Origin of the sequence: Paenibacillus sp. V4I3 (genome assembly GCF_030817215.1) — a bacterium.
Lineage (GTDB): Bacteria > Bacillota > Bacilli > Paenibacillales > NBRC-103111 > Paenibacillus_E.
Genome location: NZ_JAUSZA010000001.1, coordinates 7,774,366 through 7,787,102 on the forward strand (window position 1 = coordinate 7,774,366; position 12,737 = coordinate 7,787,102).

The 12,737-nt window shown below is 44.2% G+C and carries 12 protein-coding genes; 1 reads left to right on the forward strand and 11 read right to left on the reverse strand.

Going from position 1 to position 12,737, the window contains the following annotated elements:
• Window positions 1-24 precede the first annotated feature (24 nt).
• From QFZ77_RS35825 to QFZ77_RS35870, 10 genes are all read right to left on the reverse strand, one after another.
• Window positions 25-1,218, reverse strand: a complete 1,194-nt coding sequence (locus QFZ77_RS35825) for an ornithine--oxo-acid transaminase (RefSeq protein ID WP_307448169.1) — start codon at window positions 1,216-1,218, stop codon at window positions 25-27.
• Between the two features lie 27 nt (window positions 1,219-1,245).
• Complete coding sequence (rocF, locus tag QFZ77_RS35830) at window positions 1,246-2,148, reverse strand: arginase (RefSeq protein WP_307450083.1); 903 nt, start codon at window positions 2,146-2,148, stop codon at window positions 1,246-1,248.
• A gap of 132 nt (window positions 2,149-2,280) precedes the next feature.
• A complete protein-coding gene (locus QFZ77_RS35835; protein WP_307448171.1) occupies window positions 2,281-3,246 on the reverse strand; it encodes an ABC transporter ATP-binding protein in 966 nt (321 codons plus the stop codon).
• On the reverse strand, window positions 3,227-4,222 hold the full coding sequence (locus QFZ77_RS35840) for an ABC transporter ATP-binding protein (protein ID WP_307448172.1): 996 nt from the start codon (window positions 4,220-4,222) through the stop codon (window positions 3,227-3,229). Before QFZ77_RS35840 ends, QFZ77_RS35835 begins: the two co-directional genes overlap by 20 nt.
• 14 nt (window positions 4,223-4,236) lie before the next feature.
• Window positions 4,237-5,145 (reverse strand): nickel transporter permease, encoded by a 909-nt coding sequence (nikC, locus tag QFZ77_RS35845; protein WP_307448174.1) that lies wholly within the window; start codon window positions 5,143-5,145, stop codon window positions 4,237-4,239.
• A gap of 15 nt (window positions 5,146-5,160) precedes the next feature.
• Window positions 5,161-6,081: a nickel ABC transporter permease gene (nikB, locus tag QFZ77_RS35850; protein WP_307448176.1), complete on the reverse strand. Its 921-nt coding sequence runs from the start codon at window positions 6,079-6,081 to the stop codon at window positions 5,161-5,163.
• A gap of 62 nt (window positions 6,082-6,143) precedes the next feature.
• The gene (locus QFZ77_RS35855) at window positions 6,144-7,694 is read right to left on the reverse strand and encodes a glutathione ABC transporter substrate-binding protein (protein ID WP_307448178.1); all 1,551 of its coding nucleotides are present in this window, start codon (window positions 7,692-7,694) and stop codon (window positions 6,144-6,146) included.
• An 18-nt stretch (window positions 7,695-7,712) separates the two neighbouring features.
• Window positions 7,713-8,909, reverse strand: coding sequence for a M20 family metallopeptidase (locus tag QFZ77_RS35860; RefSeq protein WP_307448180.1), 1,197 nt, complete (start codon window positions 8,907-8,909; stop codon window positions 7,713-7,715).
• Between the two features lie 204 nt (window positions 8,910-9,113).
• Window positions 9,114-10,013, reverse strand: a complete 900-nt coding sequence (locus tag QFZ77_RS35865; protein WP_307448182.1) for a LysR family transcriptional regulator — start codon at window positions 10,011-10,013, stop codon at window positions 9,114-9,116.
• A 53-nt stretch (window positions 10,014-10,066) separates the two neighbouring features.
• Window positions 10,067-10,444, reverse strand: coding sequence for a winged helix-turn-helix transcriptional regulator (locus QFZ77_RS35870; protein WP_307448184.1), 378 nt, complete (start codon window positions 10,442-10,444; stop codon window positions 10,067-10,069).
• Between the two features lie 128 nt (window positions 10,445-10,572).
• Here QFZ77_RS35870 and QFZ77_RS35875 point away from each other — a divergent pair, with 128 nt between their 5' ends.
• Window positions 10,573-11,622: a zinc-binding alcohol dehydrogenase family protein gene (locus tag QFZ77_RS35875; RefSeq protein WP_307448187.1), complete on the forward strand. Its 1,050-nt coding sequence runs from the start codon at window positions 10,573-10,575 to the stop codon at window positions 11,620-11,622.
• Window positions 11,623-11,634: 12 nt separating this feature from the next.
• Here QFZ77_RS35875 and QFZ77_RS35880 read toward each other — a convergent pair whose 3' ends face one another.
• A complete protein-coding gene (locus tag QFZ77_RS35880; protein ID WP_307448191.1) occupies window positions 11,635-12,603 on the reverse strand; it encodes an ROK family protein in 969 nt (322 codons plus the stop codon).
• Window positions 12,604-12,737 lie beyond the last annotated feature (134 nt).

Below are 12,737 nucleotides of genomic sequence, written 5' to 3' on the forward strand. Positions count from 1 at the left end.
ATCCAAATCGGAAGGAATTCTATTTCACTTAAGCACCAGCTCGATGCGCTCAAGTGCCCAATCTATTTGGTCTTTTGTAATGGTGAGCGGAGGTGCGAATCGTATCGTCGTTTCGTGTGTCTCCTTACACAGAATGCCTAACTCTTTTAGCTTCTCACAGTAAGGGCGAGCAGGTTCGACCAGCTCAAGACCAATGAACAATCCGCGACCTCGTACTTCTTTGACATTTTTACTATCGATTTTCCGCAGCTTATCAATGAAATAGGTTCCCAATTCGGCCGAACGTTCAACGAGACGCTCTTCCTCCAAAACATCCAAGGCTGCAATAGCAACGGCACAGCCCAATGGATTCCCGCCAAAGGTAGACCCATGCGATCCGGGGTTGAACACACCTAGAATTTCCTCATCTGCTGCAACGGCGGAAATAGGAAACACGCCACCCCCTAGTGCTTTCCCCATTATATATATATCCGGTCTCACCGATTCCCATTCACATGCGAACAGCTTTCCGGTTCGGCCAAACCCCGTCTGAATTTCATCGGCGACTAAAAGAATGTTGTTCTCTTTACAAAGCTGTGAAGCTTTGCTTAAGAATCCTTCCTTCGGAATCACAATCCCTGCTTCCCCTTGAATCGGCTCCACTAAGAAAGCAGCTGTATTCGGAGTTATGGCTTTCTTTAGTGCTTCCAAATCGCCGTAAGGAATGATTTTAAAGCCTGGAGTGAAAGGCCCAAAACCCTCTTTATACTCATCCGAAGACGAAAAAGAAGTTATCGTAATCGTCCTCCCGTGAAAGTTCCCTGCACAGACGATAATTTCAGCCTGATCCGTCAGCACTTTCTTAACTTGATACGCCCAACGCCTTACTGCTTTGAGTGCAGTCTCCACCGCTTCAGCGCCTGTATTCATGGGCAGGATCATACTTTTCCCTGTCATAGCTGAAAGTTTTTCATAAAAGACACCAAGTTGATCGTTGTGAAACGCTCTGGAAGTCAATGTTACTTTATCCGCCTGATCTTTAAGTGCCTGAATAATTTTCGGATGCCTGTGCCCATGGTTTAATGCGGAATAGGCGCTCAGCATGTCCATGTAACGGTTGCCTTCAGGATCTTCCACCCAAATGCCTTCCGCTTGTGAAACAACAATGGGCAGCGGGTGGTAATTATGAGCGCCGAAGCGTTCGATTTGCTGGATGATCGTTTTCGATATGCTTTGCATAGGGCTTCAATCCTTCTCTAAGATATGTTATAGTATGCGTTCTCCAAATACAGAGCCAATCAGCTCCACGGCTGTTCTTGCTGTTTTATTATGTTGATCAAGCATCGGATTTACTTCGACAAACTCAGCGGATACGAGCACATTACTCTCATACAGCATCTCCATCGCAAAGTGGCTTTCCCTATATGACATCCCTCCTGATACCGGAGTGCCAACACCCGGAGCTTCCGCAGGATCCATTCCGTCAATATCTAGACTAAGATGAACGCCGTCCGTTCCGTTCGTTACGATTTTGAGCGCTTCTTCCATGACATGCCTCATTCCATAACGGTCAATCTCATGCATCGTAAAGACGCGAATTCCTTTTTCCTTCAGGAACGTCCTCTCGCCATGATCGATCGATCTGGCTCCGATGATGACCACATTCTCCGGCTTTACCTTTGTTTCTACACTGCCGATCGATACCAACTCCGAGTGCCCGTACCCGAGTGCAACCGCTAAGGACATGCCGTGAATATTACCAGAGTACGTTGTCTCCTCCGTATTCACATCCGTATGTGCATCAAACCAGATGACCCCGAGCCTGTTCACATGCTGTAGAACCCCTTTAATGGTTCCAATCGCAATACTATGATCGCCACCGAGAATGAGCGGAAATTGACCTTTGATCATTTCACCAGTGACAACTTGGCATAATTCATTATTCACTTTACTTATTTCTTTTAAATACTTCAGTTTTTCGCCTGTCCGACATGCATCCAAAGCTCTATTCACATGAATATCGCCTAAATCCTGTACCTGATAGCCCAAAGCTTCAAGTCTATTAACCATATCGGAGCCTCTTAATGCGCTTGGTCCCATCTCCACGCCATTTCGATCTGCGCCATACTGCAGCGGAACGCCAATTATGGAAATACTATTTTTCTTCATGGTATTCATCTGAAGCGCTCCTTTTCACCTAGTGGAAATGCTCATCTCCATAAACACAAAATCCTCCTAGATAAAACCTATAAAATGGCTTTTCTCCTCAGGAGGATTCTGCATAGATGCCTTATTCAACACCTAATTATATAAATGGCATGCAATATACTGGCCATTAACTTCCTTCAATATCGGCTTTTCTGTCTTACAAATGGCCATGCACTCACTGCATCGTGGATGGAATGTGCAGCCCGAAGGCGGATTGGCGGGGCTTGGTACATCACCCTGAAGAACGATCCTTTCCTTCTTGACTAAAGGATTCGGTATCGGTACGGCAGATAACAAAGCTTTCGTGTAGGGATGCTTCGGGGAATTAAACAGTTCATGCTTATCCGCAAGCTCCACAATTCTCCCCAAGTACATTACGCCTATGCGGTCGCTAATATGCCTTACAACACTTAAATCGTGCGCAATGAACAAATACGTCAACTGAAATTGCTCCTGTAAATCCTGAAGCAGATTGATCACTTGCGATTGGATCGATACATCCAAAGCGGATACCGGCTCATCGGCTACGATCAGCTTAGGGTCTAAGGCTAGCGCACGGGCTATCCCTATCCGTTGGCGCTGTCCGCCACTGAATTCGTGCGCATACCGTTTGGCATGGTAGCTGCTCAAGCCGACGACATTCAGAAGTTCCTCCACGCGTCGGTCTCTTTCTTTGCCGTGGGCTAGACCGTGAATAATGATCGGCTCCGCTATAATTTCACCTACAGTCATACGCGGATCTAGAGAGGCATAAGGGTCCTGGAATATCATTTGCATTTCTCTACGCAGCTTCCTTAACTCCCCCGGATTCATGCCGACGAGATTGGTCCCCTCATACAATACCTCTCCTTCTGTAGGCTGAAGCAGCTGCAGAATCGTCCTTCCTGTTGTCGATTTCCCGCATCCGCTTTCGCCTACCAACCCTAGCGTTTCCCCTTTGAAAATCGTGAAATCCAGTCCATCAACAGCCTTGACATGGTTCACGGTACGGCTGAATATTCCTTTTTTGATCGGGAAATATTTTTTTAGGTTTTTAACCTCAACAAGTGGCTGCTTCATTTTGAGCCTCCCCTGTCGAAGAATGGAGCCAGCAACGGCTGAAGTGGTCGGTTTCGACTTCTATTAGCAGTGGAGCTTTTTGCCGGCAAATATCCAAAGCGAACTCGCAGCGAGGAGCAAATGCGCAACCTTCGCGCAGGCTGCCTGGAGTCGGCACGATCCCTTTAATAGCATACAATCTCTTTTCATCCGAATGCATGTTCGGGATCGATTTCATGAGTCCTTGTGTATACGGATGTTTCGGGTTTGTGAACAGTTTTACTACGTCGGTTTCTTCCACGACTTTTCCGCTGTACATGACAATGACACGGTCACACATTTCGGCAACTACGCCCAGATCGTGAGTGATCATCATAATAGCCGTATTATGTTTCGTCTTAAGCTCCCTCATTAGATCCAAAATCTGCGCCTGAATCGTTACATCGAGCGCCGTGGTCGGTTCATCAGCAATCAATAGCTTCGGATTACAACTCATCGCCATAGCTATCATCACCCGCTGCCTCATTCCTCCCGATAGCTGATGAGGATATTCATCGACAATTTGCTCTGGCCTAGGGATACCTACGAGTTTGAGCATCTCGATCGCACGTTCCCTCGCCCTTTGCTTGTTATACCTCATATGGATTTCAACCGCTTCGCCGATCTGCTGGCCGATTGTAAACACTGGGTTCAGAGAAGTCATTGGTTCTTGGAAAATCATCGCCATTTCATTACCGCGAATCGTTCTGATTTCTTTGTCCGAAAGCGCTAACAGATCTTTCCCATTAAACGTGATTGAGCCTTCTACCACCTTACCGGGGGTAAGCCTCATCGCCGTTAAAGAAGTCACACTTTTGCCGCAGCCGGACTCTCCGACAATGCCAACAGTTTCTCCCTCACGAACCGTGATGTCAACTCCGTCTACGGCCGGTACTACACCCTCATCGGAATAAAAATAAGTCTTGAGCCCTTTGATCTCAAGTAATTTGTTCTTCAATGTATGACCTCCCGTTACAGCTTCATCTTCGGATCAAGGGCATCGCGCAAGCCATCGCCCAACATGTTGAAAGACAATACCATAAACATAATGGCAAGTCCGGGTATGGTGCTGACATGAGGGGCCGTTCTCAAATATTCCCTTCCCGTGCTGAGCATAGCCCCCCATTCCGGTGTAGGCGGCTGAGCCCCCATACCTAGAAAGCTGAGTCCGGAGGCAGTCAATATGGCCGTTGCGATTCGTAAGGATGACAACACGATAATAGGAGCAATACTGTTCGGAATCACATGCTTAATAATGATAAACGCATGAGTGCCCCCCATCGCTTTGGCAGCCTCGATAAATTCTTTATTCTTCACAGAAATGACGGCGCTGCGGGAAATACGAGCAAACGTCGGAACCGAGAAAATACCAATGGCAATCATCACGTTGCTCATACCAGGACCCAAGACACTTACGATCGCCAATGCCAACAGGAAGCTCGGGAATGCCATGAAAATATCCACGATACGCATGATCAACATGTCGGCCTTTCCTCCAAAATAGCCGGAGACCGTTCCTAACGTAACGCCGATAATAACGGAAATCAATACCCCGACGATGCCGATCATCAATGAAATTTGAGTACCGTAAATGATCCTAGATAAAATATCCCGCCCGAATTCATCTGTACCAAACGGATGGCTCCAACTAGGAGTTTCAAGCATTATTTGCATATTTTGCACGATAGGATCATAGGGAGCAATCCATCGTGCCAAGAGCGCGACGATGACAAAGATCACTGTCATCCACAGTCCGACCAAGGCCCGTTTATTCTGTTTAAATCGGCTCACCATCATGTTCCAAGGCGTACGGGGGACGTAAGCCTGTTGGTCCAGATGGTTCTGCGCCCCTTGTTGATCTGCTGCTTCTAGCTGACTCATGAACGTGCTCCTTTCTTAGTCGTATCTCACCCGGGGGTCTACTAAACTGTAGCAAAGGTCGACGATCAAGTTCACCACGACAAAAATGGTGGCGATAAACAGAACACTACCCTGAATCGCCGGATAGTCCCTAAACTGAATGGATTGAATCACATAGCGTCCCAGCCCGTTCATAGAGAACACCGTCTCCGCAAGAACCGCTCCCCCCAACAAATGACCGAATTCCAATCCGATAACCGTAATAATCGGGATTAGCGCATTCTTCAAGGTATGCTTATAGATCACGGCCTTTTCCTTAACACCTTTCGCGCGTGCCGTACGAACGAAATCTTGGTGAATAACTTCCAATATGCTGGAACGTGTCAGTCGGGCAAGGATAGCTGATGAAGAAAGGCCTACAGCAAACGCCGGAAGTATATAATATTTAAGCCCGTCATTCCCTCCGGATGGAAGGATTTGCAGGTAATATGAAAAAATAAGAATTAGCATGAGTCCCAACCAAAAAATTGGCATAGATATTCCGAACAAGGAGAACATCATCGTGAGGTTATCCCAAATACTGTTCGGCTTAGTGGCAGAAACGATTCCGGCAATAAGCCCGATCAACACCATAATAATAATGGCCATGACGGTAAGTGTAATTGTGGTCGGGAATCGCGTGAGAATCTCTTGTAGAACAGGTCGGTCAGAGCGTAAGGATGTTCCGAGGTCACCACTTAACAAATGATACACATAACTTCCATATTGCACATACAAAGGTTGATTTAGTCCCAACCGATCCCTAACGAGCTCTACATCCTGCTCGCTGGCTTCATTGCCGGCTATCAAACGGGCTGGATCACCTGGAACCGAATGAATCAGGATAAACACAATAATGGATACACCAATCAAGGTCGGGATCATCTGCAGCATACGCTTTATGATATAGCTAAACAACCTGGTGCCTCCTTGTGAAAAATGGGGGGATGTAAGTCATCTCCCCCATTTATCTAGATTTCTTATTTCTTCACAGCATCACGCAAAATAAGTCGTTCGTTAGTCCAATTATAGACGCCCTCTACATTTTTGCGAACCCCAGTAATTTGCTTATTATCCAAAACGAAAATCCAAGGGGCTTGCTCCTTAATTATTTTCAACGCGTCACTGTAAGTCTTCTTACGTTCGTCAGGATTTGCCGTTTTCATGCCCTTATCAAGCAGCGCGTCCAAATCTGCATTCGTGATTCCAGAGAGGTTATTGCTTCCAGTTGTAGCAAAATTCGGTCTTGCCGCCCAGTCCGCATCTCCAGTTGAAGCTCCCCAACTATCCATGATTACGTCGTAACCGTCTTTCTTCGGATTGGTTGTTAAACCTTTGTACGTGCCCCACTCATATTTCCGGAATTCCACGGTAAATCCAACAGCTTGTAAATTGCCTTGAACAAACTCAGCGATTTGACGATCCATCAAGTAACGGCCTTCCGGTGTCCACAGCATAATCTTGGTTCCCGGCTTAACACCGGCTTCAGCAAGCAGCTGCTTGGCTTTTTCCGGATCATAAGGATAAGCACCTACGGAGGAATAGCCTACGATCGGCTCTGCAACAGCCGCCTCAGAAACCTTACCATATCCAGACAAGATTTTTTTCACAATCGTGTCTTTATCGACCGCATAGTTCAAGGCTTGACGAACTCTTACATCATTGAAAGGCGCCTTCGTAGTATTTAGAGGAAACTCAAGAGTTCTAGAGCTTGGAGAAACGATTACATTCACTTTGTCGTTCCCTTTAAGCCGCTCTACATCTGTAGGAACGACAGGCGAGATCACATCAGCTTCACCTGTTTCCAGCATGATGGAACGCGACGCATTTTCAGGAACCGGCTTAAACGTAATCGTCTTCACTTTCGGCTTGCCGCCCCAATAAGTAGGATTGGCCTCGAACACAACTTTGGTGCCCGGTACCCATTCTTTCAGTTTAAAAGGACCAGCGCCGACGGGCGCTTTACCGATATTTTTGCCCTGCTCTTTCAGATTTTTCGGGCTATGAATAGCGCCAGCCGCTTGAGCAAAATAAGTTAAAGCGGGACCGAACGGAAACTTGAGATCGAAGCTGACTTGATATTCGCTATCCGCGTTCACTTTATCGATAAACTCAGCATAAAACGAATATCGATTCAGCTTATTCTCTTTGTTCAGAACCCGGTCAAAGTTGAATTTGACGGCTTCAGCATTCAATGGGGTATCATCTTGAAATTTGACCCCTTCACGAAGCTTAAACGTCATTTTCTTTCCATCTGTAGATGTACTCCACTCTTTCGCCAGCTGAGGTACGATTTTTCCTTCTTTATCCAAAGTAACCAATTTGTCGAAAAGGAGTTCAGTCGCATTGTTGGATAAGGCGTCATTGCTATCCTGCGGGTCCAAAATCGTAGGTTCAGCACCTAAAGCGACAACAAGATCTTTCGGTTCTACAGCGGCTTGATTATCAGTTCCTGAGGATTTTGATGAACTGCTGCAAGCGGAAAGAACAAGCATCGTGCACAAAAACAATATAAATGAAATTTTTTTCAAAATAACTACCCCCTATAATTAATTATTGCGTTCATTACTGGCCTTCCATAATACAAACTCATCGCGAACTTGGCGTAATGAGTCTGGATCAAAACATAAATCATAGGCGGTCATTGCCAAAGCCTTTGCAGCTTGGTTCAATCCCGTCATGCCTCCCTCGGAGCACGCCGCATCGCGAAATTCCGGGGTATGCGGGGTTACATCACCAATTCTAATGTACGGATGAATGGTAGCTGTGATTTGTCCCACATTACCTATGTCTGATGAACCTATTCCTCCTCTTTCTGGAGGGTTGGTTACTTCAAGACCCATAAGAGTTAAATTGTCTTTAAATAAGCTGGATAAATATTTATTATTATTTCTTTCCGCATATATCAAACCTTCGCTTATCTCACACGTTGCTCCTACTGCTTCTGAGCAGTGGTGAACCACCGTATAAATTTTGTCTCTTACTACGTTCAGTTCTTTAACCGTAGGAGCTCGAAACATAAATTTCGCCTCGCAATAATCGGGCACAACATTAGGTGCATCTCCTCCTCTTGTTATAATTCCGTGAATTCTAACATCTTGCTTAAAAAACTGACGTAAAGAATTAATGGCTACATAGGAGTTAATTAGAGCATCTAAGGCACTGATTCCTTTTTCAGGCTCAGATGAAGCATGAGCTTGTTTTCCATAAAACTTGAATGTTGTATCTACGCAAGCCAGTCCTCCACGCATCACCATATTGCTTTGACGTGGATGGCACATCATAGCTGCGTCCACCTGATCGAATACACCCTTCTCGCTCATAATGATTTTGCCGCCGCCATCTTCCTCAGCAGGAGTACCATAGACTTCTATTTTTCCCGGGAAATCAGGAAAACAATCTTTAAGAGCTAGTGCGGCACCAACGGCTGCAGTACCTATCAGGTTATGGCCACAGGCATGACCGATTTCAGGCAAAGCATCATACTCGGCTAGCAAGGCGATTGTAGGCCCTTCTGAACTTCCTGCCCAAGAAGCGCGGAAAGCAGTCTCCAAACCCGCTATGCCCGTTTCCACCTCAAAACCCGCTTTCTTTAGGGGCTCCGTTAACCAATGAACCGCTTTGTACTCGTTAAAGGCTAATTCCGGATTGGAATGAATCTTAAGAGCAATTTCGCGCAATTCAGGGTCCCGGGTGTCAACAGCTTGCTGAATGTGTTTTTTAGCTAGTAATAATTGCTCAATCACCTTTTGTCATCGCCTTTCGATTTATGCATGTCAGATTAACTAACACTTCATGTATTAATTTTAAACCATCACCACGATATAAGTAAAATTAATATTTTTTTGCTATATACCAAAAATTTTTTAATAACAAAAGGTTAGATTGATGCCGTGGATCAGCATAAAAACAAAAAAGGAACACGCCGTTTATCGGTGTCCCTTTACGGTTTATGTTATTTGTTTGATATAGGAGACAAAGTGATCCACCATTGTGTATTGCAATGACGTCTCTCTGTACAACATCCAGGTGTTTCTTATAATCGGCTCGCCATTTTTACGCACCAAATTGATTAGATGTAACCCATCCTCTGGTCTTACAAAATTGCTAGGAATAATGGCGTAGCCCAATCCATTTTTCACCATTTCTTTACAAGTTTCATAGGTATCAACCTGCATCGTAATAAAAGGAGGCTCCGTATATCTCTCATACCACCAATCTTCAATCGTTCGGCTCAAAGAGGAATGAGATTGAACATAACTTGTAGATGATTTGCTAGTAAGTTTAGGCACTTTATAATTAATCCTAGGTAATTCGGGCAGCCTATCTACATCGATTTTCTCTTGGGATATTATGCTAATGTTTCCTTCATTGATCAGATATTTTTCATCAAACCATTGAAATTCCCCTCTGACTATCGCCACATGAATATCTTCAAGAAGCAGCAATTCAAATATTTCGTCACTCCAACCCGTATTCACATTGAGCTGCACTTTAGGGTAGGCATTAATAAAATTCTTTAAAATTGGAGGAAGGTTATGAAGCCCAAAATAGCTGAAGACCCCTATTCTTAAATTGCCTTTTACTTCATTTCGCATGTTTACGATATAATCTTTTGTATTTCTCAAATCAATCAGATTTTTATTGGCGTAAGTAACCAAATACTCCCCTTCGGGGGTAAGCTTAACTCCCTTTGCGCTTTTGGTAAAGATGGGGACACCAAACTCTTTCTCTATTTGATGAAGTCGATAAGTTAATGCCGGTTGTGTAACATATAGGCGTTCCGCTGCTTTAGTTAAGTTTTGTTCTTCCGAAATAATTTGGAGCATCAAACAATCCTTCTCGTTCATGCACTTCCCCCTCGATATAGCAATGACTTATATAAGGCAACCTATTTGAACATTCAAGCATCTTCCCCTCGTGGCGTTCTAATTTCGTTAAGTTTGATTTTATAAATCTCCCCCCATTCTTTCATAGATACTATGATCGGTACTAACGTCTTTCCAAAATCGGTAAGTGAGTATTCCACTTTGGGCGGTATTTCTTTATAAACTTCTCTATGAATGATCCCGTCCCGTTCAAGCTCCCGTAACTGCAATGTAAGCATAAACTGCGTAATACCCGGATTGAGACGTCGAAATTCATTAAATCTTTTCGTTCCGTCAATGAGATGATAGAGTATGATCCCTTTCCATTTCCCCCCGATGACGTCCAGAGTTGTCTCCACAGGGCATCCTGCCATGTTTGGACTAGCACCGTATTTGTTTCTTCGATCTCCCATTACCCTATCTCCCTCCAATGGTATGATTTTTAGTACTATATAATAAAATTATGCGTACTTCCTTAAAGTAAGTATACAACATATAATTCAAACGTACGATATACCAACTTGAAAGGAAGAAGAAAAATATGACTAATCACCAAAAAATGAAAGCAGTCGGCGCTTACCGATATCTCCCTATATCCAATCCGGAGAGCCTTGTTGATCTGTATATTGAAAAACCGATTCCTACTGGACGCGATCTACTGGTGGAAGTAAAAGCCATCTCTGTCAACCCTGCCGACTTGGGCGTACGAGAGAAAACCAACTATGAAGAAGAATCACCTAAAATTCTTGGTTGGGATGTAGCTGGGATCGTGGAACAGGTTGGACCTGAATGTCAGTTGTTTAAACCTGGAGATGAGATCTATTATGCGGGGAGTGTGGCTCGCCCAGGGGGTAATAGTGAATTTCACTTGGTAGATGAACAAATTGTGGGAAACAAACCGAAGAGTTTGGATTTTGCACAAGCAGCCGCTTTACCGCTTACCTCGATTACTGCCTGGGAGGGTTTATTTGATCGTTTAGGAATCCATCTCAGTGTAGAAGAAAATAAAAATAAAAGCATACTCATTATCGGAGCAGCAGGAGGAGTAGGGTCGATTGCTACTCAACTTGCCAAATTAGCAGGTCTAACTGTAATAGGAACTGCTTCACGCCCAGAGTCAATCCAGTGGACCAAAAATCAAGGGGCAGATTTTACAATCAACCACAATAGCCATTTTGCATCGCAACTCAAGACTATTGGATTTGAGACTGTCGATTATATATTTTGCTTAAATGACACAGTACAACACTTTGCGAATATGGCAGAGGTCATAACACCCCAAGGTAAGATTTGTTCAATCGTTCCTGCAGATAAAGCCTCTTGGACGGGAAGCTTGGATATGGACCTGCTTTTTTCTAAAAGTGTCACGTTTGTATGGGAGCTCATGTTTACCCGATCCATGTTCCATACCAAAGATATCATCAAACAACACGAGTTGCTGAATGATCTGGCCGACTTAATCGATAAAGGTAAGTTAACAACCACTTTAACTGAACGCCTAGAACCAATTAATGCAAAAAACCTACGTGCAGTACATGAAAAAATGGAATCAGGTAGATCGATAGGAAAGATTGTGCTGGAAAACTTCTAATAAGCTTCAAGATTATGAAGGCATCTTACTGTTCGCATATGCAGCCGCCCCGATCATACCAGCTTGTCCACCTAATTTCGCTTGTTCTATCTTACAAGCATGGGAAGAAAGCTTTAAAGCATGATTTCGGGCGGTATCACGTACTGAATTTAGCAAGCGATCACCAGCTGCCGACATTCCACCACCAACTATAATTACTTCTGGATTTAATAAGTTGATTACATTCGAAAGACCGAATCCAAGAATCTTTCCTGTTTCATGCATAACCTCAATTGCAAGTGAATCTCCCAGATCGTATGCTTCTGAAATCATATGGGCAGTAATTGCCGTCCGATCGTCTCCCACCCATTGCAATACGGTACTTGACCGCCCTTCCTCAAGCTTGTCTGTAAAGGTTTTAACCATTCCTATCGCAGACGCGTATCTCCCTAGACAGCCTGAGCTTCCACAACGACAAGGGCGACCTTCCCGGTACATATTCATATGCCCAATTTCGCCCGCGCTAGATGTTGTACCGTAAAAAACCTTGCCATCATTTACAATACCAGATCCTAGACCAGTACCTAACGTGATCAATACCAAGTTTTTGTAACCGATGCCTGCGCCAAACAGCCATTCACCATACATATTTACCCGCACATCATTGTCGATAAAAACAGGGAAGTCAAAATTACTTTTCATTTGATTAACAACATGAATGTTTTCCCAATCTGGAAAGTTTGGTGAAAATATGGATAGACCTTCATCTGGATCAAGTAAACCAGGGATTCCCATACCCATGCACTTAATAGAAGTTTGATTGATTCCTTCGAACGACATCATCTCTTGAACAATTTCTTTAATTCTGTTTAACACATGAGTAGGTCCTTTTGCTGCTTCCGTGGGGTCACTTCTTTCGTGAATTCTTTGAAACTCCGTGTTGAAAATTGCGGACTTAATATTTGTTCCACCAAGATCAATTCCAATTACATATTTACTCATAACTATCTCCACTCTCACATATTTTCAAATCCGATAAAACACAAACTATGAAGTCAAGGATAATTAAGGGATATGTCTTTCCAGTACTCCCACGCCTTTAAATACTCAGGCAGATCATGTGGGATTTATGTGCC